This is a genomic window from Alteromonas sp. C1M14 (assembly GCF_018860965.1).
GTDB lineage: Bacteria > Pseudomonadota > Gammaproteobacteria > Enterobacterales > Alteromonadaceae > Alteromonas.
Map to the genome: position 1 here is coordinate 330,748 of NZ_JAHKQF010000009.1, position 22,926 is coordinate 353,673.

Below are 22,926 nucleotides of genomic sequence, written 5' to 3' on the forward strand. Positions count from 1 at the left end.
CTCCTAAATACCGGTTCCGGTGGCAACCGCGTTAACGTCTTTTGGCTGAATAATATCGCCGGTATTGTTACCCCAAGCGTTACGCTCGTAAGTCACCACCGCAGCAATGTCTTTTAGTGAAAGCATCTTGCCAAAGGCCTGCATCGCTGTGCCGGCTTTGCCATTTAACACAATCTCAATGTGTGCTTGCTGATCCTGTAAAACCATAGGACTGCCTTTTAGTGCAGGGAACACACCAGGTAACCCCTGTCCGGTGGGCATATGACAGGCAGCGCAGGTGCTGTTATAAACTTTTTCTCCCAGCGTCATCAGTTCATCCATGCTCATACTCATTGCTAGCAGACGCTGCTCTTCGGCTTTCGCTTGTTTGACCCTACTTTCTTGTTCTGTCATCCAGGCATTGTATTCATCGGGTGTTTTGGCAATCACCACCACCGGCATAAAGCCGTGATCTTTACCGCACAACTCTGCACACTGGCCACGATAAATGCCTGGCTCATTGACGTTAGTCCACACCTCATTGATAAACCCTGGGTTGGCGTCTTTTTTGATAGCAAAATCCGGCACCCACCAAGAATGAATGACATCGTCAGAAGTAATAAGAAAGCGCACTTTCTGGCCAGTTGGAATAACCAAAGGGCGGTCAACCTCTAACAGGTAATTCTCGCCTTTTGTAAACTTATTGGTGATTTGCTCGCGCTGGGTGGCCATGACCGAATAAAAAGACACATCACTGTTCATGTACTGGTAGTGCCATTTCCATTGAGAGCCGGTGACTAACACGGTCATATCTGGCTCACTGACATCTTCCATAGCAATTAAGGTTTTGGCGGCCGGTACCGCCATAAAAACAAGGATTAAAAACGGAATAATGGTCCAGGCTATTTCCACTTTTATGTTTTCGTGAAAATGAGCCGGCTTAACACCACGAGACTTACGATGGCGAATGATGGAGTAAAACATGACGCCAAAAACCAGCACCGCAATGACCACACAAATGGAGAACATGAGCATGTGAAGGTCATAAACCTGGCCGCTAATATCGGTTACGCCCTGACGTAGATTTAACTCGCCGGATCGTTGCGTGGTAGATTCGGTTTGTGCCAATACCCGCAAAGATGTAAAGGCAGCAATGCCTCCCCAAACCATCATTGCGTTACGTATGTGTTTCTTCACTCAACACCTCCGTGATGGAGAATCCTGTATGATGCTTGCATCATGGAACTCTATGGTGATTGCCGTCCCGGCTTGTTAATTTTTATCCTATTTTGTTATTTTATTGTTAATAACAGTATAAGAATTAAACACATTTAAGATTTTGTCTAGTCTTTCATTCATTATTTCTTAAAAAATGTAAACAAAACGAGGGGATAAAAAGACGTGCAATTTAGGCAGGACATTACAGGCGGGGCTTTCCCAGAAGAGGTTGGGTTATTTGAGTGAAAAAAAGCACCTGGCCTCGCTAGTGGGTACAAACAGACAAAAAACAAAAAAGGGCAACACCATTATAGTGTTGCCCTTTCTCTAATGCTTTGCAGCACGGATCACCGTGACAGGATTTTACATCCAATCGGCGTTTCTGATCACACCCACAGCGATGCCTTCGATATTAAAAGGCTCTGATGCTAAATCTACTTTAATGGTGTTGAAATCGTCATTTTCAGCATGTAACCAAACTTCTCGGCCACGCTTCTCTAAACGCTTTACGGTAACATCTTCATCTACACGCGCCACGACAACCTGACCATTATGCACATCAGTGGTTCGATGCACCGCGAGTAAATCACCATCCAAAATACCAATATCTTTCATGCTCATGCCGTTAACTCTAAGCAGAAAATCGGCACGGGGACGAAACAGTTCAGGATCAACTTTATAGTGCATTTCGACATGTTCTTGGGCCAAAATAGGCTCACCTGCCGCAACACGCCCAATTAACGGAAGACCGGCTTCTTCATCGTTATCTGCCTCCAGAGGAATGTTGAGTTTGATACCTCGGGACGTACCCGCTAAGATCTCAATAACCCCTTTTCTGGCCAACGCTTTTAAGTGTTCTTCTGCCGCATTGGCAGATTTGAAACCCAATTTTTTTGCGATTTCTGCTCGAGTAGGTGGCATACCCGTTTCCAGCATAGTCGTTTTTATGAGTTCAAGAACTTCGGTTTGTCTGGGTGTAAGTGGACGCATAAACAGCCTGTTTTTCTATACAGTTTCTGTAAGTATATACAGTTCAATTGTAGAAACAAAGGCTTAATTTACTCCAACCCGCTAAATCCCCTCTTTGGCCCCTCTCTTTTATTGTATTACTTCACCGTTGATGGTTTAGGCGCAGTAATGTGGTGGGCAGTCACGCCAGCAGGATATAACCAACTGCGTCTAAACGTGGTGGTGACGGTAGAGGTGGTAAAACCGGCCTCATCAACGATCTTTTTCAATGAGCGCTGAGAATAGCAACGTAAGTTAGACACCAAGCCATCCCACAATAACATTAGCGGCACCAGTGGAATAAGATATGTAAAAATCGCAGTAACCAGCAACTGCCGTCTTTCAGTAATAAAGGGTAGTAAAATCATAGCGAGAAGAGGACCAAACAACATAGAGATATAGCTCACAAACGAGTTGTCGCAATATTCTAGAACCAAAATGTCATTACCATGGGTCAGATTCAATCGCAGAATTTGTGCGACCTGTTCATCATCAAAGTGATGAAAAGAATTGATAAATATTTTCGGGATTTGAAAATCCGGATTGTCTTTTAATACATCGATGGGTTGCGCTAAGTAATGGATGCGATCATCACCGAGGTTATTGATGTGCTCTCTAAATTCTGGGTTTTTATCTATCATAAAGTCAGACAAATAGAATTTTACCGCGTCGTTATCCAGTTCCTTAACGAGCAGTTCATTCACATAACCACTGCCTGCACACGGGTCGATTACCGTGCCACCCGCTTTGCTGATAAATGCTTTAAGCTCAGGTAACCACAACTTGTGATAGCCAATTAATTTATAAAGGGCGCCCATAAAGCGTCGAAGAAAAGCATGATAGAACTCTGGTACCCAGAATAAATCACCAAATTCGAATAGTTTTTTCTGCATAAGGTTTCCGTGGTAATCCTGTATGTTAAATCGGCGCCGCGCCGGTTATTTTTTTCTCGGGCATGGGTATCAGTATGGCTCAAATAACGCATATAGTGACATTGTATTTATTTTACTCTGAACTTTTATTCACTCTATTGCGTTTATGACACTATGAAACTTTCCATTAAAGCGTTTCTTGCCAGTTATCTTACCGTACTACTCACCTTTGCCGTGCTTGACACCGTATGGTTGGGTCTGATTGCCATGCCTTGGTATCAGGAGGCGTTTGCCCCTTTATTCAGAGCGCCATTTATTACTTGGCCATGGATTGCATTTTATCTGCTTTATTGTGCATCTGTGGTCTATTTGATAATACGCCCTTATATAAACCAGAACCTGATCCAAACCGCCATTGGTGGCTTTATATTAGGTGCTACCGCCTATGGCACCTACAACCTCACCGCGTACTCCATTATTGCCCACTGGCCACTGACCATGACATTTGTCGATTGGTTTTGGGGCAGCGTAGCGACCATGAGTATGGCGTTCACCGGTGGCTGGGTAGCAAGAAAAGTCAACGCAAAAACAAGGGGTCAGGGGTGACAGCCCCAAATTGACACTCTATTATTGTAGGCCCATCGCAGATCATCTAGATCGCCGCGGGTTTATGATAAACTGCGCCGGTTATTTTAATACAGGATTCTCTTTTCATGTCGTGGATGCGAAAAACGCTGCTTTCGGTGTTTCACTATCCCGTGAAGCTTTTGGTTAAAGATCACAATATTCCGGCAAATGTCGAGTCTGAACTAGGCATCGACAGAAGTAAGCCCATTATTTACTTACTGCCAACCAATTCAGTTACCGACCAACTTGCATTACGAATGTGTACAGAACGGTTAGGCCTACCTAGCCCTACTGCGGGTATAGAAGTGGCAGGAAAGCACTACCCAGGCAGTGTGTTTTTGCGCAAAACAGAACCCTTGTTTGCCAAAACCGCGTCTAACACCGATGTAGAGTCGGTGTTCTCAAGTCTGTTCCAATTGCATCGGGATCATGACGATGTAGACATTCAGGTGGTGCCGGTTTTCGTAACCTGGGGGCGCGCGCCGGGTAAAGGCTCGCCAAATTTAGGGGATCTCATTGCCCACCATGCTTCTCCCAGTTGGCTACGGAAATTCTTTATTGTGATGCTTTTGGGCCGCGATAACTTTATTAACTTCAGTAAAGCCGTATCGTCCCGAGAGATGTCTAACCAACGCGGCACTGACGATTCTATTGCGCACAAGCTTATTCGGGTAGCCCGCACCCACTTTCATCGCAAACGCCAAAGTATGACCGGCCCTAATTTGCTGGAACGAACAGAGCTGTATAACGCCATACTGGGTTCAGACAGTGTTAAGCGTGCGATGCAGGAACAAACCGCGTCTAAAAAGAAATCAAAAAAGAAACAAGATCCCCGCGATACGGCCGTGGAGTATGTCAACGAAATCGCCGCCGATTATCGTGAAGGGTTGATTCGCTTTGGCGACAGGATCCTTACCCGTATTTGGAACAAAATTTATAACGGCATTAGCGTTAGGCACAGTGAGCGCATTCGGGAACTGGCGGCGAACGGACATGAGATCATTTATGTGCCCTGTCACCGCAGCCACATGGATTATATGCTGCTGACCTATGTTATTTACCACGAGGGGATGGTTACGCCGCATATTGCCGCGGGCATCAATTTGAATTTTTGGCCAGCAGGGCCTATTTTCCGCCGCAGCGGTGCGTTCTTTTTGCGCCGCAGTTTTGCCGGTAATAAGCTTTATACTGCGGTATTTCGTGAATACCTCGAATTACTGTTTAACAAAGGGTACTCGGTTAAGTATTACCCAGAAGGCGGCCGTAGTCGCACTGGCCGCCTGATACCACCCAAAACGGGTATGTTAGCCATGACCATGCAAGCAGTGATCAAAGGGGTACAACGGCCTGTGAGTATTGTGCCGGTGTATATCGGGTACGAAAATGTCATGGAAGTAAAAAGCTACCTAAGTGAATTAAAAGGGAGCGGCAAGAAAAAGGAATCCAGTTGGCAGGTTTTCTCCGCCATCAGGAAGCTAAGAAACTACGGACATGGCTATGTCAATTTCGGCGAACCCATTCAACTCAACAGGTTTTTAGAGCAATCTGTACCAGACTGGCGAGAAACCTTACCTCAAGACAATGACAAAAAACCTGGCTGGTTAACCCCCATGGTGAACGATTTAGCCCATGAAGTGATGCTGCGTATAAATAAAAATGCGGCCGTTAACGGCATGGCCTTGGTCTCTCTATGCTTGTTGTCGTCAAAAACCAAAACCATGACCGAGAAAGAACTCATGCGGGCCATGGCAAATTATTTGGCACTATTAAAAAGTGCCCCTTATAGCGACGATGCCACCATACCCGATGCCAACGCGAAAACCATGTTAGCGGAAACCCTAGCCCTGAAGCGTTTTGATATCAGCAAAGATGGCTACGGCACTTTGGTTTCGCCACTAAAAGATGCTGCCATCTATCTCACTTATTACCGTAACAATATTCTGCATTTATTTGCATTACCTGGGGTGATTATGGCTACCGTGTTTGCCCGCCCCGGTATTCATCGACACGAAGTCCTCAGGCTAATGGCGGCCTTCTACCCCTTACTGCAAAAAGAATTGTTCATTTACATGACGCAAGATCAAGCCCTGTCATACACCGACAAACTGATCACCACCATGCTTGAACAACGCATGCTAAGTGGTGAGGATGACAGCCTTATGCCTCCGTCGTCCTCGGATCGTACCTTCCATGCTTCTTGGTTACTAAGCCGCTGCATGCAAGAGACATTTCAGCGTTATGCCGTGGTGCTAACTCTCATTGAACGGGAACGGGTAATCAGTCGCAGTGCATTAGAGCGAAACAGTCGCCAGGTGGCTGAACGGCTATCGACTCTTTATGGCATGAATTCACCGGAGTTCTACGATAAAAATGTGCTCTCCAGTTTCATCTCCGCATTGAGGGAGAATCACTGGCTCGACTCAGCAGCCGATGGCAGTTTGAAGTATTCAGAAGAAAGTGATGCGTTACGGCAAGACGTACTGTCGTTGGTTTGGCCTGAAATCACGCAACACCTCGAAAATGTAGAGGGTCAGTGTTGAAGCTAAGCAGTTAAAAGCAAGACAGTAAAAACAATAAAGGGGCGTGACCGCCCCTTTGTTATTTATGAAAGAAAGAACTGATAAGCCGGATCCTGAGTCACTTCTTTATACTCATAATTGAGTTGGGTTAAGTGAACATCAAACTCTTCTCTGCTGTCTGGCGGGATCTGAAACCCTGCCAATACCAGCCCTTCTGCGGCGCCATGATTTCGGTAATGGAACAAGGTGAGGTTCCACTGTTCACCTAAGGTATTGAGAAACGTTAACAAGGCACCGGGGTGCTCTGGAAACTCAAAGGTAAACACGGTTTCATTCAGTAAGGTTGGCGGACGCCCTCCCACCATATGACGCACATGCAGTTTGGCCAGTTCATTATCAGATAAATCGAAGCACGAATATTCTTTCGCCGATAAGGAGTCCTTAAGGGCTGCGAATTCCTGTTTACCACCTTTTAAATTCACACCAACAAAAATATGTGCGTCAGTATCGTTAGCATATCGGTAGTTAAATTCCGTAATCGCTTTGCCGCCAAGGGTTTCGCAAAACTGTTTGAAAGCGCCCCGACGCTCAGGAATTTTTACCGCAAACACGGCTTCTTTTTGCTCACCCAATTCACAACGCTCTGACACGTAGCGAAGGGTATGAAAGTTAATATTAGCACCGCACAAAATGCCGCCTAATTTTTTACCTTTAATACCTTGTTGCGCGGTGTATTTCTTAATGGCCGCCACAGACATAGCGCCTGCTGGCTCAGCAATAACCCGGGTATCATCAAAAATATCTTTGATGGCCGCACATATTTCATCGTTAGAAACCGTCATCACGCCATCGAGCAAACGGGAACATAAACGGAACGTTTCCGTGCCCATGGTTTTCACCGCGACACCGTCTGCAAAAATGCCCACAGAGGGCAGGGTGACAATTTCACCGGCTTCCATAGCTGCGGTAAAACAAGCTGATTCTTCCGACTCAACGCCGATGATCTGAATGTCCGGCTTTAACTGCTTTAGGTATACCGCGATACCCGCGGCTAATCCACCGCCGCCAATGGCAACAAAAACAATATCTAAATTTGGATTTTGCTCTAGTAGTTCACGGGCCACCGTGCCTTGCCCGGCAATAACATCAGGATCATCAAAAGGGGGAATAAACGTATACCCCTGAGAAGCCGATAAGGCTTGGGCGTGTTTGCTGGCCATATCGAAATTGGTGCCATGCAGCACAATATTGACATGGCTTCCACCGAAGCGGCGCACGGCTTCAATTTTAATTTCTGGGGTGGTTTCAGGCATCACGATAGTGGCATGGACGCCTTTCATTTTTGCGCCATATGCCAACCCTTGGGCATGATTACCTGCAGAGGCGGCAATCACGCCAGCCTCTAGCTCGTCCTCGGTAAGCGTACTTAGCCGGTTATAGGCCCCTCGAAGCTTGAAGGACTTAACCGGTTGTTGATCTTCCCGCTTTAAAAAAACATCGTTGCCAATTAACTGAGACAAACGAGACATGGCCGATAATTCACTGTTTAGTGCAACTTCGTAAACAGGGGCCAATAGTATTTTCTTTAAATACTCGTGATCGCTGACACTCATATATCTTCCAGTTTTGACGGATCCCGCACCGCGCCCTTGTCAGCGCTGGTAGCCAGCATCGCGAAGGTTTTTAACGACAATGACACTTCACGTTGACGATCCTTCGGACGCCAAGGTTTATCACTGTTTTCCATAGCATCCCGACGTTGATCCAGTTCTTCATCAGAAATCAGGATATTGATGGTACGATTTGGAATATCAATTTCAATTTTGTCGCCGTCTTCAACTAGGCCAATGCCGCCGCCGCTTGCCGCCTCGGGAGAACAATGGCCAATTGACAAGCCGCTGGTACCACCGGAAAAACGACCGTCAGTGATCAGAGCACACTCTTTACCTAAACCTTTGGATTTTAAGTACGAGGTGGGATACAGCATTTCTTGCATACCCGGACCACCTTTTGGTCCTTCGTAACGAATAATAACCACATCGCCAGCTTTTACGTCGTCACCCAATATGCCAGCTACCGCATCATCCTGACTTTCATAGATTTTTGCGGTTCCGGTGAATTTCAAAATAGACGCATCTACCCCTGCGGTTTTTACAATACAACCGTCAGTAGCAAGGTTTCCGTATAACACAGCAAGACCACCATCGTGACTGTAAGCGTGTTCTAAGGTACGAATACAACCTTCTTTGCGGTCATCATCCGCTTCATCCCAACGGCAATCCTGACTAAATGCTTGTGTAGTGCGGATCCCTGCAGGGCCAGCACGGTAAAACTTCACCGCATTTTTGTTTTCCGGGTTGGTAATGTCCCAATCAGCGATCACATCTGGCAGGGTTTTCCCTAGTACGTGATGGACATTTTTATTTAGCAAGCCAGCTTTATTCAGTTCACCCAAAATGCCCAGTACGCCACCTGCACGATGCACATCTTCCATATGATATTTCGGCGTCGACGGCGCTACTTTGCACAAGTGCGGTACCTTGCGTGATAAGCGATCGATATCTGCCATCGTGAAAGGCACCTCACCTTCCATTGCTGCGGCCAGCAAGTGCAGGATGGTATTGGTTGAGCCGCCCATGGCAATATCCAAACTCATGGCGTTTTCAAAGGCTTCAAAAGACGCAATATTACGAGGCAAAGTTGACTCATCGTCATGCTTGTAATAGCGCTCACAAAGCTCTACCGCGACCACTCCAGCTTGTTTAAACAGGTTTTCTCTATCAGCATGGGTAGCCAATAACGAACCATTGCCGGGCAAAGAAAGGCCTAATGCTTCGGTTAAACAGTTCATGGAATTGGCAGTGAACATACCAGAGCAAGAGCCACAAGTTGGGCACGCAGAACGCTCAATTTCGTTTGAGTCATCATCGCTGATTCGATCGTCTGCGGCAGCCACCATGGCATCCACCAGATCTAATTTGATCAACTGGTCGGAAAGCTTGGTCTTACCGGCTTCCATTGGACCACCTGAGACAAACACCACGGGGATATTTAATCGCATAGCGGCCATCAACATTCCTGGGGTGATTTTATCGCAGTTTGAAATACACACAATCGCATCGGCGCAGTGGGCGTTAACCATGTATTCCACAGAATCCGCGATAATTTCCCGCGACGGCAAACTATAAAGCATGCCTGCATGGCCCATAGCGATGCCGTCATCTACGGCGATGGTGTTGAATTCTTTTGCCACACCACCCGCAGCCTCTACACTTCTGGCTACAAGTTGGCCCATATCTTTAAGGTGCACATGCCCCGGTACGAACTGCGTAAAGGAGTTGGCAATGGCAATAATGGGCTTGCCGAAATCGGTGTCCTTCATACCGGTTGCGCGCCAGAGCGCGCGGGCGCCGGCCATGTTTCTTCCTTGGGTCGTCGTTGCAGATCGTAACTTGGGCATAATGCTTTCCCGTTTAAATATATTTTAAATAAAAATTACTTATAAACCGGTGTTAACCAGTTCCATTTATCTTCTGTTTGGCCGTTAAATAAGCCAAAGAACATTGTTTGTACTTTTTCGGTAATTGGGCCTCGGGCTCCGTTACCGACTGAAATTCCGTCGACACTACGTACCGGCGTGACTTCTGCCGCCGTGCCGCACATTAAAATTTCATCCGCCAGATACATGGCTTCCCGTGGGATATTCTCTTCACGAACTTCGTAGCCCATCTCTTGTAATAAGGTGATCACGGTGTCTCGGGTGATCCCCGGTAAGATAGCCGCGGTTTTCGGCGTGGTAGAGACCACGCCATTACGAATAATAAAGATATTCTCACCCGCACCTTCAGAAATGTAGCCGTTGCGGTCAAGGGCAATGCCTTCGCCATAACCATGACGTCGCGCTTCCATGGAAATCAGTTGCGATGACAAGTAATTACCACCCGCTTTAGCGCCCGTTGGAATGGTATTTGCCGCCAGTCGATTCCAAGAAGAAATGCCCGCATCTACACCACTTTTTAATGCTTCTTCGCCTAAGTATGCGCCCCACTCGAAAGCGGCAATGGCCAATTCTGTTTCTTGGCCGAAAGGCACAGCTAATCCCATGCCGATGTCACCATAGTAAGCGATAGGGCGAATATACGCAGACTTAAGCTCGTTCTTACGGAGAATATCCATAGTTGCAGCGTTTAATTGCTCTAATGTATAGGGAATGGTCATGCGGTAAATTTTTGCTGAATCCAGCAAACGACGATTATGCTCGTCTAAACGAAATACACAGGTACCTTGATCTGGCGTATTGTACGCTCTGATCCCTTCAAAAACCGATGAACCGTAATGAATTGCATGGGTCATAACGTGCACCGTGGCCTCTTTCCAAGGCATGATGTCGCCGTTAAACCAAATATATTCTGCGGGTTGCTTAGCCATGTTTGTTCCTTCCTGTACCAGGCACTTCTGCCTGTCACCGATTACGGTATTTAATTAATTACAAGACAACGTTCTGAAACGAATGATACATGACTGCAGGAATGTGCCCAACAAGGATTCTGCTGCTTGTATGTGACTGGACAGGAATATTTACACATTAAAGGGTGTAGACACACCTATGCCTATCTCGTTTCGCCTTAAGTCGACACGGATATTCGGTTAGCCCTAAGTCAGGACTATTAATGACTGGATTTTAAAAATTCGGAATTAAATTTTTGGAATTTGCTCCTCAAATTCGCAGCTGGCTGACTACAAATTTGATATTGGACGAAGAAATAGCATGAAACCGCCGTCAGAATCAAGTATTTTGCGTTCTGGGATGGTTTTTTCCCGACATCGTTACACCATGTAAAACAATTTCAAAGAGCAGACACATGAATGACTGGTTTCACTGGATAAACCTGGCCGGCGTTGCAGTATGTGCAATTTCTGGCACCTTAATGGCGTATCAGAAAAAAATGGATGGCTTTGGTGTGGTGGTCCTAGCCTCTGTGACCGCTATTGGTGGCGGTACCCTGCGGGATATTGTGCTGGATATTCCTGTGTTTTGGGTAAAAGACACCGACTACATATATTCAACCTTACTGGCCGCCGCACTCACCATTGCTTGGCTGCGTATTAGCCCCCGCTTTCCTTTCCATTATTTATTAATTGCCGATGCCTTCGGCCTGGCTCTTTTTAATGTGGTGGGTATGGAAAAAGCCCTGATCAATGACGCACCTATGGTCGTGGCCATCGCCATGGGCACCATTACCGGTGTATTTGGTGGCTTATTACGGGATGTTATTTGTCGAGAAGTGCCCTTGGTACTTAATGGCGAACTTTACGCTATCACCTGCATTTGCGGCGGCGTTAGCTACGCCGGGTTATATCAATTGGGTCTCGCTAACCAGTATTGTGTGGCGGTATCATTGGCCGTGACCGTACTGATGCGCTTAGGCGCTTTGCGCTGGCATTGGCAGCTGCCGGTGTTTAATTCCGAATAACCCACCTTGGGACCAGTTTTTTCTTAATTCCGCCGCCCTTACACTTCTTGTACAAAAGAAGGAGATAGCAATGGGCATGGCGGTGGTCAACACTCGAGCGGGAACTGGAATCGATGCACCGCTGGTGCGCGTGGAAGTGCATTTGGCAAACGGATTACCCGGGTTTCAACTGGTGGGTATGGCAGAAACCTCGGTAAAGGAAGCCAGAGACCGAGTACGTAGTGCATTAATAAACAGTGGCTTTGAATTTCCCGCCCGCCGCATTACCGTAAATTTATCACCGGCCAGCATTCCCAAACAAGGAGGCCGTTACGACCTGGCTATCGCCGTCGGTATTCTCATTGCCCACGGCACATTAGATAGCCATGCCGCAGACGGCACTGAATTTATCGGTGAACTGGCACTTACCGGCGAACTTAGAAAAATTAGCGGCATTATCCCCGCGGTTATTGCCTGTAAAAACAGCCAACATAAGCTTATGCACCCGCTAGAAAATCGCGTCGATGCGGCCATTGTAGAACACGCGCATCGCTATGCGGCGGAGTCTCTACTTGCGGTATATTTACATCTATCGAATACCGAACCACTTATTAAAGACAAAAACACGCCATTGCAGGATACCCAACACCATCAATTACCGGTGTGGGAAGGCATACAAGGGCAACATCAAGCTAAACGGGCCTTGTTAATCGCCGCAGCCGGTTCCCATAATGTGCTTTTTACCGGCCCCCCAGGCACAGGAAAAAGCCTTCTTGCCAGTCGCTTACTGCGCATGCTACCGCCACTATCTACCGATCAAGCTTTAGAAGTGGCGTCATTGCATTCCATAAAACAAACCCAAATGCCTGTCACCTCCACCGCAGTTCGGCCTTTTCGCTCTCCGCACCATACCTGTTCGGCCATCTCCCTCACCGGCGGCGGTGCCTCTCCAATGCCGGGGGAAGTGTCATTAGCCCATCATGGTGTGCTTTTTCTTGATGAATTACCGGAATTCGGTCGCCGTGCATTAGATGTATTACGCGAACCTTTAGAAACCGGTGAAGTACATATTGCAAGAGTCTCCGGCAGTGCCTGTTATCCGGCTCGTTTCCAGCTTATCGCTGCCATGAACCCCAGCCCGACCGGAGATGTGGACGATGGCCGCACCCCGCCCGATCAAATACTGAAATACCTAAATCGGGTTTCTGGGCCTTTACTGGATCGCATTGATATTCAAGTAGATGTGCCCCGTTTACCGGATTATCAACTAACGCTAAGCTTTGATGCCGACGAGCCAGAAGATATTCGAAACCCAAAGGAAAAAGTCATGCAGGCCCAGCAACGACAACTAGACCGACAAGGGGTGCTTAACGCTCACTTACCAGTAAATCAATTAGCTGATGTATGCGCCCTTGGTTCAGAGGATTTATCGTTTGTACAAACTGCGGCAGAAAAGCTGCATTTGTCCATGCGTGCTTTTCATCGAGCCTTAAAGGTCTCCCGTACCATCGCTGATATTCACGGCGCAGCCCAAGTTCGCCGTCAACATATCAGTGAAGCACTTGGCTACCGCGCCTTAGACACCCTAATTCGTCAACTCAGTTCCAGCTGAAATAAGGCATTAATAAGAGGTTCATGACGGCGCGAAGATAAGCAACTAAGCCCTAATTCATAGGCTTCTATGTCGTTCACGTGAATACGATTAACACTGCCTGCCATCGATGAATGCTCGAGCACCACTTTAGGTACAAAGCCAATACCACATTCAAGTGCAACCATGCTTACAATGGCTTCGTTACCCCCCACCGACGCATACACATTGGGTCGAATTCCGTGCTCTGCGAACCAATGGTAGGCGATACGACGGGTAGGGCCATGCTCAGGCATGATCACCTGATGCCTACGCCAATCTATTTGCGCCAACTCGGTAAGACGCCAATCCTTCGGCGCAATCAGCACCAGAGGCACTTTGTCTAATGGTGAAAAACTCATATTGGTAGGAAAGTCAGGGGCATCAATGGCAATAGCCACATCGCATTGTTTATGCTTAACTTTTTCGTTAGCCAGCGCGGGATCACCGGTGACAAGCCGAATATCTACGCCGGGATAGCGAGCACGAAACTGTCTCAGCAATGCCGGTAGGTGGCTTTGACTTGCGGTTACAGAGCAAAACAAGCTCAATTCACCCTGTAAGGCTTTATTATCGTCTCGTAATTCTTGGTGCAACGCCTGCCAGTCTTTAAGTACTTCGGTGCTAAAACCAAGCAATTTGTGTCCCGCATGGGTCAGCACCACAGATCGATTGTTCCGTTTTAATAATACGGTTCCGCACTCTTCTTCTAAGCGCTGTATGGCCCGGCTTAATGTTGACGGCGACACATACATTGCCTCTGCCGTTTCGCCAAAATGCAAGCTGCTGGCTAAGTGATTAAAAAGCTGTAGCGATCGAAAATCCATAATATTGCACAAAATGAAATACTGTTTTGCGAATATATCATTTTCCAAAACAAAAGTGATCCAGTATTCTTCTGGACAAGTCGTCATCGACGAGGTCATCGACTGGCTTTGTGCCCGTTGATAATGACTAGATTAATGATGTTCGGAATTATATATGGCTAATTATTTTAATACTCTGTCTCTTCGTCAGCAATTGGATCAAATCGGTCGCTGTCGTTTTATGGAGCGCAGCGAATTTACAGACGGTTGTGAATTCTTAAAAGGCAAGAAAATTGTCATCGTCGGCTGTGGAGCTCAAGGCCTTAACCAAGGTCTTAATATGAGAGATTCAGGGTTGAATGTTGCTTACGCTTTGCGTCAAGCAGCTATCGATGAGAAACGTGATTCTTATCAGCGTGCAAGTGGTAACGGCTTTACAGTAGGTACGTATCAGGAACTTATCCCCGATGCAGACCTCGTGTACAACCTAACACCCGATAAACAGCACGCCAGTGTCGTAGAAGCGGTAATGCCGCTAATGAAGAAAGGTTCTGCCTTAGGTTATTCTCACGGTTTTAATATCGTGGAAGAAGGCCAGCAGATCCGAGAAGACATTACTGTTGTAATGTGTGCACCTAAGTGTCCAGGTACCGAAGTTCGCGAAGAATATAAGCGCGGTTTTGGTGTTCCAACTCTAATTGCCGTACACCCTGAAAATGATCCGAAAGGTGAAGGTTGGGATATCGCTAAAGCACTAGCAAGTGCCACAGGCGGTGACCGAGCAGGTGTACTTGAGTCTTCATTCGTCGCTGAAGTAAAGTCAGATCTAATGGGCGAGCAAACCATCTTATGTGGTATGCAACAAGCTGCTGCAATCTTGGCTTACGAAAAAATGACTGCAGATGGTATTGATGCTGGCTACGCAGCCGCACTAATTCAATACGGACTGGAAACCATCACCGAAGCACTTAAGATTGGTGGTGTAACAAACATGATGGACAGACTGTCTAACCCAGCAAAAATCAAAGCGTATGATTTAGCTGAGGAATTAACAGACCTGCTTCGCCCTCTGTTTGAAAAGCATCAGGATGATATCATTAGCGGAGAATTCTCTCGCACCATGATGGAAGACTGGGCGAACGGTGATGCTAACTTACTGAAATGGCGTGAAGAGACCGGTGAATCTGGTTTTGAAAATGCCCCTCAGTATGATGGCAAAATCACTGAGCAAGAATTTTTTGATAATGGCATCTTATTAGTGGCCATGATCAAGTGCGGTGTAGAAGTTGCCTTCGACGTAATGGTTGAAGCAGGCATTTTGCCTGAGTCGGCTTACTATGAATCACTGCATGAAACACCATTGATTTCTAACACGATTGCGCGTAAGCGTCTGTATGAAATGAACGTGGTTATCTCCGATACAGCGGAGTACGGTAACTATTTGTTCGCCAATGCAGCGGTACCGCTATTGCGTGAGAAGTTCATGCCAAAACTGGATACCAGTGTTATCGGAAAAGGCCTGAAAGAAACATCCAATCAGGTTGATAACCGCCGTCTGGTAGAAGTTAATGAAGCCATCCGTAATCACGGCGTTGAAAGCGTCGGTAAAGAATTACGCGGCTACATGACGGACATGAAAGCCATCATTGGTGCGTAACAATTTCTGTCGTTAGGTGCTTAACTAAGCCCTCTTGCCCGACCATTTTGGTCGGGCTTTTTTATGCCCGCTTGTCGCCCTACCAAGGTCGATTACTCTCTTATTTATCCTGATGATAAGTGCAACCCCGTAGGTATTGCATCGTCTGCCATCGTTGTCTTTTTATCCCTTAAAGTGTACTGATCGTTCAGCAAGCTTTACGCTGACAAAGGCCAGGGTAAAAAAGGTAAAAAAGCCAATGCCAATAGGATAAAGCGTACCGTTAAGAAAGCTGTCGATAAACAACGCAATTGGCACAGAAAACATGCTAGATAATGAGCCTATAATGGCCGCGCCAAGACCCGCCATCTCACCTAAGGGCTGCATCGCCATTGCGTTCAAATTGCCAAATAATATCCCCATAAAGAAAAACCCGACAAACATAACCAATACCACCACCCATAAAGGCGGCAGGCCGTTGTAGTAGATAATTAACGATAAATACACAATGGCAAACCCCACGGCACCTATTAATGCCACGTTAACAAGCTTGCTCATGCCAAAACGCATAACCAGTTTGCCGTTTAAAAACGACGCTAAGCCAATGGAAAAAGCAAGAAAAGCAAAAATAAAAGGGAACAGGTTTCCCGTATTATAATATTCTTGGAAAATGGTTTGCGACGCACTGAGGTAACTTAAAAAGCCGCCGAAGATAAACCCCATGGCGCAGGTATACCCCATTATGCTGCCGTGGGTAAGAATGTATTTAGAGGATTTAAAAAAACGGGACCACGCGAAGTTTTCCCGTTTGATGGCGGGCAAGGTTTCCGGTTGCCGACTAACAAACCAAACGCCGGTGAGCACCGCAACAACTAAAAATAGCGTAAAAATATGCTGCCATTGAAAGAATATAAGCACCGCTTGGCCAACCATGGGAGCGATCATAGGCACAAGAATAAACACCATCATAATAAAAGACATTACACGGGCCATGGCATCGCCTACATACAGATCTCGAATGATGGCCATGGCAGCAATCCGTGGACCAGAGACCCCGAATGCTTGAACTAAGCGGCCGATTAACATGGTGCTCATATCGTCGGCGGTCATACAGATGACTGTACCTACAATAAAAACCGCCAGCCCCAGTAAAATTGTCTCTCTGCGCCCCCTTGCATCAGAATACGGACCAAAGAATAATTGACCGATTGCCATGCCAGCAAAGAAAATAGACACAATAAGGTGGGCTTCATGGGCGTCTTGTGCATTTAGCGCTTCACCTATTTGCATAAGTGCCGGTAACATGGCATCAATACTTAACGCCACAAGAGAAGTCATAAGTGCCATAAGCGCCACAAACTCAGCTAATCCTAACGTTGGCTTACTAGAGGTATTTAATTGGGGCTGATGCATGAGTACGACATTTTCCGGTTACAATACGAAGGGCGCATAGTATACCCCATTCATGTAATGGAATTAGCAAGACTTTGTGACTTTCACGGCTTAACATCACATCATAAGAGACCGTTAAAACTGATCGTTTTATCTGATGAATACGAATACCATTAGTACGGCATTAATTGTTTACGTTTTTCACTGTTCGTTATTGTTGTTTTAATGCCTGTATTACACCACGAGGTATTCCATGCCCATTGCTAACCGGAACTGCTGTATTCGATGAACTATTCTTCCGTCTTTTCTTACTATTGGTTAGCAATTTGCGCCATACTTTTTCATGCCACAGCTTGGTCTATCGAAGCCGATGTTGAGGGGGTAGAACAATCAGAAATAGAAGAAAACATTCGCCTTCACCTAAACAACTTAGATGTGGAAACCAACGCCCTTACCGATCCTTACTGGCAAGAGGAAATTAATCGTACTGTCGCCACCGCGGTGGAACCCTTTGGTTACTATAATAGCCAAGCTAAGGTAGAAATTGACGATGACACGGTGATCGTTCATGTTAATTTAGATACCCCGTTAATTGTGGCTAACGTAACCCGAGAAATCATTGGTCCTGGGCGCGCCGATGAAGCTTTTCATAAACAATTTAACAACTTTCCGTTACAACAAGGCGACGTGCTGCATCAGCCTGAATATGAAAGCTTTAAAACGTCCATGTTCAACTACGCCCTCTCTCATGGCTATTTCGATTTTAGTTGGCAAGCCACCCGCTTAGACTTAGTCAGAGAAGACCGTGAAGCCAATATTCTACTGATTGCCCAAAGCGGCCCTCAATATCAATTTGGCCAATTAAAACTGGTGGGAGAAGATAAATCTGAAGCCATTTTGGAGCGCCTTAAACCCTTTACCGAAGGGGAGCCATATTCTTCAATCACCCTCACTAACTATAATCGGCGGTTAAATCAATCGGGTTATTTCTCTCGGGTCATCGCCCGGCCGGTGGTCAGTGAGGCAGAAAACCTGAAAGTGCCCGTAGAGATCACCCTTGTACACAAACCCAAGGACAGTTTTAACGTAGGCTTAGGGGCAGCCACAGACACTGGCCCCCGATTACGTTTGCGTTGGGAGCGTCCATGGGTCAACAGCCGTGGACACTCTATTAGCTCAGAGCTGTTTATCTCGTCTCCAGAACAATCTTTGACGGTGGATTACCGTATTCCCATGCAGGATATCACCCGCGATTATCTAAGTATTGAAGCGGGTTATCAGTTTATTGAATACAGTAATTCGGATACTGAAGCAGAAACGTTCTCGGTGGCGGCACACCGCTACTGGCAAGAAAGTGATTCACCTTGGCAGCGTGACGGCTCGTTAACCTATTTAAAAGAAACCTATATTCAGGGTAGCGACGACGAGCAAACTACTCAGCTTATTATGCCCGGTTATGCGCTGCGCTATCTTGACCGGGATGACAGACTTAATGTGACCAAAGGCACGTATTTTCAGGTGTTCTCCCAGGTTGGCCAAGAAGGACTAGGATCGGATATCGACATTGTCAAAGCAGTCATCGAGGGCGGCATTATCCGCACCTATAAAAAGCACTGGCTAATGATGCGAGCCGAAGCCGGGGCCATCAAAACCAATGATTTTGATAGCGTACCGGCTTCACTGCGATTCTTTGCCGGGGGTGATCAAAGCATTCGAGGCTTTGCTTATCGGGATATCTCACCTAAAGATACGGTCACTAACCTGGAAACCGGCGAAGAAGAAAGTGATGTCTCTGTTGGCGGCAAATACCTCGCCACTGCCGGCATCGAATATGCCTATCGCGTAGCGGAAAATTGGCGCGCCGCTTTATTTATGGATGCCGGTACCGCAACCAATGATTTTGATCAGGATATTGCTTATGGTTTTGGTACGGGTTTTCATTGGCTCTCGCCCATAGGCCCTGTGCGTGTGTATGCCGCAAGAGGGATTTCAGACTATGAAAATAGTTGGCGAATACATTTCATGATAGGGCCAGCATTATGAAGTTACGCCGTATATTTGTTTGGTTGCTGGTACCTGTATTGGTTTTATTTCTGTTGTTAGGGCTACTTATCAGTCCCTTGGGTACTCCCGTATTACGGTACACCGCTGAAACCTTGGTTGATGGGTTATCCATTGAAGATATCAATGGCACCATCTTGAGTGATTTTTCTGTGAGCGGTTTGTCATGGCAAAATTCCCAGTGGCAGGTTAACGCTAAGTACATAGAAATTAACGCCGTGTTGCGCTGTTTTATTGCCGAAAAGATATGCATTGATCATCTTGAGCTAAATCACATTGAGGTAACACAAAAATTTGCCAGTGACGCCACTGAGCAAAGCGACGATTCCGTTGCCGACATCAACTTGCCCATTCCTGTTATCTTAAATGCGCTTTCCGTTACCGACTTCTCGTTGACCTTACCCGAACAAACTATTTCCATTTCTTCACTGTCGGTACAAGGCAGTGCAGATACCAAAATACATCTAGATCCGTTAACAGTAAACGGGTTAACGGTGCACCTAGCGGCGGCGGCAACCACACCCGAACCGTCTGCATCCTCCACCAGTTATGCCATGGATTATCAGGCACCCGAACTGCCGGTTATTCGCCTACCCATTCCCGTAAGCATCAACAATTTTAGCGTATCCCCCGTTACCATTATTCAAGGCGACAATGCCCCCATCGATATTGCTAGGGTTGAATGGGACAAGCTCGATTTTGTCGAGAGTCAGTTAAATTGGCGAAAGCTTCACGTGGAACACAGCCAGCTGCAGCTTGATACGACCGGGGGCATTGTGTTTGCAGAGCGCTATCCACTGGATGTGGCGGCCCAATTAGCGGTGACCCAAGGGGAGATACAGGAAGATATTTCACTAAACGCTGAGGGTGCTTTAGATGATATGACCTTTAACGTTGAAACCCAAGGCACCTACACCGTGTTGGCACAAGGACAAGGTAATGTGCTTACCGACCGCTTGCCGCTGGACTTTAAAATGACCTGGCCTGAGCAAGATATTCCACAAATTGAAGGCGGCACCCTGTGGAAGGGTGCATTGAGTTTTCAAGGAGAGATGGGGCAGTACCATCTTACCGGAGAAGCGGGAGCCAACCTGCCTGATATTGGGCCAATACCGGTCTCCGCCGATGTGGTGCTAAAACGGGAAAACATCAGTGTTAATGCCCTAACCATTGCTATTCTTGAAGGCCAAATCACCAATACAGGCACCTTGTTTTTAGATGAAACCATGAGCTGGTCAGGCCAAACCACCGTTGCCGGCATTTCTACCCAGTCTCTTTCTCAAATGGGGCCAGAGAATATCAATGGTGGGTTTACCAGCCTCATGCAACTGACCAAGGAAGGCGCAGAAATGAGCATTACCGATCTGTCAGTGACCGGGCAACGGGACGGTTCACCCATCAACGTAGACGGTGCGCTAGTCTATTCCCAGCGCAGCGATCTTCTGGTCTCAAACTTGAATGTGGCACAGCAGGAAAATCAAATTAGTATCGCCGCGCAGATTATAAATCAACGCTATTTAAATGCTGATATTCATTTAGATGTGGATGACATAGAACAGCTTTACCCCAATGTTACAGGCGCGGTCAACGGCAGGATAAGGGCCTCTGGGGAATGGACTAACCCTACTGCTAATGGGGCAATAAAGGTGAGTAACGTGCAGGTATCGCCCGCGTTAAATCCCACGTTAGCTGAACAAGGAGCCGCCAATGGCGTAATGGAAATCACCGGCTCTCTTGATAATCATCAATTACAGATAAAGATGGCCACGCCAGAAAACGCGATTCAACTGGCCTTGTCCGGAGGCTGGCAAAACGGCCAATACAACGGCCAAATCAGTGATACCGAACTCGGGCTACTGACTACCCGCTGGCAACTGATCGCCCCCTTCGGATTTACATATACCGCCGATCCCGCGGAAGTGACAGTGAACGAAAATTGCTGGCAGACAAGGGAGCAGGGCAAGCTTTGCCTTGAGCAAACCCTTTATCAGAATAACCTTGTTCAGTGGGCAGTAAATGGCCAGACATTACCCTTGGGTATTTGGGCCCACGAATTTTTGGCTAACACCATTACCGCGCCCTCTGATGCCACGTTGTCATTTACCTCAACGGGGAAAGTAGGTGCAGATGCTCCCCTTAGCGCCACCTTTGACATGACAGTATCGCCCTCAACCTGGACCCTTGGCCCGCAACAGCAACTGGCCCTCACCACTGATAATTTTTCGGTAAAAGGTGATTATACCGGTAATGATTTAGTGGCGGATCTATCACTAAGCAGTGAACAACTGGGACAAGTTTCGGCACACGTAAATGCCACTCCCACCGATGTTAACGCACCAATCAGCGGTAATCTGCAGTTAACGGATATCAGCATTGCGCCCTTTAAACCTATGTCTGCGTCTATAAGAACCTTATCAGGGGTACTTAACGGACAATTAGCTCTAAGCGGCTCTCTCGATTCCGTGCAACTAAACGGTGATATTGCCCTAGCCCAAGGCAATATTGATGTAGAGAGCATGCCGGTAAAAATAAATGACTGGGAACAGCAAATACACCTAACAGGGCAAAGTGGCGCCTTCGATGGCAGTTTTCTACTAGGAGACGGAGCAGGCACCATCAACGGTGACTTTCGCTGGCACGACGGTCTTGAGGCCAATATTCATTTAGATGGCGAGCGCTTTGAGATCCAGCAACCGGATATTCGCATGCAGGTTTCCCCTAATTTAACGGCCAATATCCAGCCAAACAAGGTCACGGTGAACGGCAGCGTGAATATACCCTGGGCGCGGATCCTAGTAGAAAACTTACCGGCAAATGCGGTTTCCCCCTCTAAAGATGTCCATCTTCGCGGTGAGCCTCCCACCGAAGATCCCTTAGACATTGTTGATGCGAACGTCATGGTGAATATCGACAAAGCAGAATCCGGTGAAGTGAAACTGGACGCTTTTGGGCTAACAGCCAATCTGTATGGCGGGATTGAAGTAAGAACGCAACCAGCCCTAGTGGGCTATGGTGATCTACAAATTCTTGATGGCCGCTACCAAGCCTACGGTCAAGATTTGATTATCGAAACTGGGGAAGTACAGTTTAACGGACCTTTAGACCAACCCATGTTATTGGTTGAAGCCATTCGTGATCCGGATCAAACCGAAGATAATGTGGTGGCCGGTGTGCGTATTGAGGGGGCGGCCGACAACCCTAATATTAATTTATTCTCTGAGCCATCCATGAATCAGAGTAACAGTCTTTCCTATCTTCTTACTGGTAGTGGGCCAGGATCCAGTTCTAGCGAGCCTGATTACAATGCCCTGTTGTTGGGCTTCGGTCTGTCGAGCACAGAAAAACTACAAGGCCAATTAGGTGATGCCTTAGGCATTGATGACTTTAGTGTTGGTACCACCTCAAGTGTTGGCAGCAGTTCCACAAAGCTTTCAATTAATGGCAAAATTAATGACCGTTTAACCGTACAATACAATCTTGATGTAGGGTTAAGTAGCAATGACTCCTCAACCAGCACATTGCGTCAGCGACAAGAGCCCCCCGACGTGTCCTTACGGTATCGATTACTACCAAAACTCTTCGTAGAAGCGGTGCAAACCACCATTGATGAACAAACCGAATTTGCCCTCGACTTTTACTATGAGTTTTTCTTAGGTGAGCCGGCGCCAAGCCGTGTAGAGGAAAACCAAGATAACTAAGTTATGGCTCTGCGGGTAAGCACTCGC

At 46.9% G+C, this 22,926-nt stretch carries 15 protein-coding genes; 7 read left to right on the forward strand and 8 right to left on the reverse strand.

Annotated elements, in window-relative coordinates; translation table 11 throughout:
* Nucleotides 1–3 precede the first annotated feature (3 nt).
* The 3 genes from coxB to KO501_RS09100 all read right to left on the reverse strand — a co-directional run bounded on the left by coxB (nucleotide 4) and on the right by KO501_RS09100 (nucleotide 3,098).
* Nucleotides 4–1,152, reverse strand: a complete 1,149-nt coding sequence (gene coxB / locus KO501_RS09090; protein WP_216029446.1) for a cytochrome c oxidase subunit II — start codon at nucleotides 1,150–1,152, stop codon at nucleotides 4–6.
* A 408-nt stretch (nucleotides 1,153–1,560) separates the two neighbouring features.
* Nucleotides 1,561–2,187, reverse strand: coding sequence for a transcriptional repressor LexA (gene lexA / locus KO501_RS09095; RefSeq protein ID WP_216029337.1), 627 nt, complete (start codon nucleotides 2,185–2,187; stop codon nucleotides 1,561–1,563).
* Nucleotides 2,188–2,303: 116 nt separating this feature from the next.
* A complete protein-coding gene (locus tag KO501_RS09100) occupies nucleotides 2,304–3,098 on the reverse strand; it encodes a hypothetical protein (protein ID WP_216029338.1) in 795 nt (264 codons plus the stop codon).
* Nucleotides 3,099–3,251: 153 nt separating this feature from the next.
* Between KO501_RS09100 and KO501_RS09105 the strand changes: the two genes are divergently transcribed.
* Nucleotides 3,252–3,683, forward strand: a complete 432-nt coding sequence (locus KO501_RS09105; RefSeq protein ID WP_216029339.1) for a DUF2177 family protein — start codon at nucleotides 3,252–3,254, stop codon at nucleotides 3,681–3,683.
* 107 nt (nucleotides 3,684–3,790) lie between these two features.
* Nucleotides 3,791–6,244 (forward strand): glycerol-3-phosphate 1-O-acyltransferase PlsB, encoded by a 2,454-nt coding sequence (plsB, locus tag KO501_RS09110; RefSeq protein ID WP_216029340.1) that lies wholly within the window; start codon nucleotides 3,791–3,793, stop codon nucleotides 6,242–6,244.
* 62 nt (nucleotides 6,245–6,306) lie between these two features.
* Here plsB and ilvA read toward each other — a convergent pair whose 3' ends face one another.
* Genes ilvA through KO501_RS09125 form a run of 3 tightly spaced genes read right to left on the reverse strand, consistent with a single transcriptional unit; the run spans nucleotide 6,307 to nucleotide 10,651 of the window.
* Nucleotides 6,307–7,836, reverse strand: coding sequence for a threonine ammonia-lyase, biosynthetic (ilvA, locus tag KO501_RS09115; RefSeq protein WP_216029341.1), 1,530 nt, complete (start codon nucleotides 7,834–7,836; stop codon nucleotides 6,307–6,309).
* Nucleotides 7,833–9,683: a dihydroxy-acid dehydratase gene (gene ilvD / locus KO501_RS09120; RefSeq protein ID WP_216029342.1), complete on the reverse strand. Its 1,851-nt coding sequence runs from the start codon at nucleotides 9,681–9,683 to the stop codon at nucleotides 7,833–7,835. The genes ilvA and ilvD overlap by 4 nt, the downstream gene beginning before the upstream one ends.
* A 35-nt stretch (nucleotides 9,684–9,718) precedes the next feature.
* Nucleotides 9,719–10,651, reverse strand: a complete 933-nt coding sequence (locus tag KO501_RS09125) for a branched-chain amino acid transaminase (protein ID WP_216029343.1) — start codon at nucleotides 10,649–10,651, stop codon at nucleotides 9,719–9,721.
* 434 nt (nucleotides 10,652–11,085) lie between these two features.
* Between KO501_RS09125 and KO501_RS09130 the strand changes: the two genes are divergently transcribed.
* Both KO501_RS09130 and KO501_RS09135 read left to right on the forward strand, forming a co-directional pair.
* Nucleotides 11,086–11,697 (forward strand): trimeric intracellular cation channel family protein, encoded by a 612-nt coding sequence (locus tag KO501_RS09130; protein WP_216029344.1) that lies wholly within the window; start codon nucleotides 11,086–11,088, stop codon nucleotides 11,695–11,697.
* A gap of 70 nt (nucleotides 11,698–11,767) precedes the next feature.
* The gene (locus tag KO501_RS09135) at nucleotides 11,768–13,288 is read left to right on the forward strand and encodes a YifB family Mg chelatase-like AAA ATPase (protein WP_216029345.1); all 1,521 of its coding nucleotides are present in this window, start codon (nucleotides 11,768–11,770) and stop codon (nucleotides 13,286–13,288) included.
* Here the strand turns inward: KO501_RS09135 and ilvY are convergent.
* Nucleotides 13,270–14,133 carry an HTH-type transcriptional activator IlvY gene (gene ilvY / locus KO501_RS09140; RefSeq protein WP_216029346.1) on the reverse strand — a complete coding sequence of 288 codons (864 nt, stop codon included), beginning with the start codon at nucleotides 14,131–14,133 and terminating at the stop codon, nucleotides 13,270–13,272. The two genes, KO501_RS09135 and ilvY, sit on opposite strands and share 19 nt — an antisense overlap.
* A gap of 154 nt (nucleotides 14,134–14,287) precedes the next feature.
* Here ilvY and ilvC point away from each other — a divergent pair, with 154 nt between their 5' ends.
* A complete protein-coding gene (gene ilvC, locus KO501_RS09145) occupies nucleotides 14,288–15,769 on the forward strand; it encodes a ketol-acid reductoisomerase (RefSeq protein ID WP_216029347.1) in 1,482 nt (493 codons plus the stop codon).
* Nucleotides 15,770–15,931: 162 nt separating this feature from the next.
* On the opposite strand, the gene KO501_RS09150 is transcribed toward ilvC, so the two are convergent.
* The gene (locus tag KO501_RS09150) at nucleotides 15,932–17,161 is read right to left on the reverse strand and encodes a multidrug effflux MFS transporter (protein WP_216029348.1); all 1,230 of its coding nucleotides are present in this window, start codon (nucleotides 17,159–17,161) and stop codon (nucleotides 15,932–15,934) included.
* Nucleotides 17,162–17,425: 264 nt separating this feature from the next.
* On the opposite strand from KO501_RS09150, the gene KO501_RS09155 reads away from it, so the two are divergent.
* Both KO501_RS09155 and KO501_RS09160 read left to right on the forward strand, forming a co-directional pair.
* Nucleotides 17,426–19,183: an autotransporter assembly complex family protein gene (locus KO501_RS09155; protein ID WP_216029349.1), complete on the forward strand. Its 1,758-nt coding sequence runs from the start codon at nucleotides 17,426–17,428 to the stop codon at nucleotides 19,181–19,183.
* Nucleotides 19,180–22,899 (forward strand): translocation/assembly module TamB domain-containing protein, encoded by a 3,720-nt coding sequence (locus KO501_RS09160; protein ID WP_216029350.1) that lies wholly within the window; start codon nucleotides 19,180–19,182, stop codon nucleotides 22,897–22,899. The genes KO501_RS09155 and KO501_RS09160 overlap by 4 nt, the downstream gene beginning before the upstream one ends.
* The last annotated feature ends 27 nt before the right edge of the window (nucleotides 22,900–22,926 follow it).

Bases quoted from the DNA above. Each gene is read 5' to 3' on its own strand.
- ilvY (WP_216029346.1), bottom strand. From the start codon at position 14,133: ATGGATTTTCGATCGCTACAGCTTTTTAATCACTTAGCCAGCAGCTTG.
- ilvD (WP_216029342.1), bottom strand. From the start codon at position 9,683: ATGCCCAAGTTACGATCTGCAACGACGACCCAAGGAAGAAACATGGCC.
- KO501_RS09105 (WP_216029339.1), top strand. From the start codon at position 3,252: ATGAAACTTTCCATTAAAGCGTTTCTTGCCAGTTATCTTACCGTACTA.
- lexA (WP_216029337.1), bottom strand. From the start codon at position 2,187: ATGCGTCCACTTACACCCAGACAAACCGAAGTTCTTGAACTCATAAAA.
- ilvC (WP_216029347.1), top strand. From the start codon at position 14,288: ATGGCTAATTATTTTAATACTCTGTCTCTTCGTCAGCAATTGGATCAA.
- KO501_RS09135 (WP_216029345.1), top strand. From the start codon at position 11,768: ATGGGCATGGCGGTGGTCAACACTCGAGCGGGAACTGGAATCGATGCA.
- coxB (WP_216029446.1), bottom strand. From the start codon at position 1,152: ATGATGGTTTGGGGAGGCATTGCTGCCTTTACATCTTTGCGGGTATTG.
- KO501_RS09125 (WP_216029343.1), bottom strand. From the start codon at position 10,651: ATGGCTAAGCAACCCGCAGAATATATTTGGTTTAACGGCGACATCATG.
- KO501_RS09130 (WP_216029344.1), top strand. From the start codon at position 11,086: ATGAATGACTGGTTTCACTGGATAAACCTGGCCGGCGTTGCAGTATGT.
- KO501_RS09100 (WP_216029338.1), bottom strand. From the start codon at position 3,098: ATGCAGAAAAAACTATTCGAATTTGGTGATTTATTCTGGGTACCAGAG.
- KO501_RS09160 (WP_216029350.1), top strand. From the start codon at position 19,180: ATGAAGTTACGCCGTATATTTGTTTGGTTGCTGGTACCTGTATTGGTT.
- KO501_RS09150 (WP_216029348.1), bottom strand. From the start codon at position 17,161: ATGCATCAGCCCCAATTAAATACCTCTAGTAAGCCAACGTTAGGATTA.
- KO501_RS09155 (WP_216029349.1), top strand. From the start codon at position 17,426: ATGAACTATTCTTCCGTCTTTTCTTACTATTGGTTAGCAATTTGCGCC.
- ilvA (WP_216029341.1), bottom strand. From the start codon at position 7,836: ATGAGTGTCAGCGATCACGAGTATTTAAAGAAAATACTATTGGCCCCT.
- plsB (WP_216029340.1), top strand. From the start codon at position 3,791: ATGTCGTGGATGCGAAAAACGCTGCTTTCGGTGTTTCACTATCCCGTG.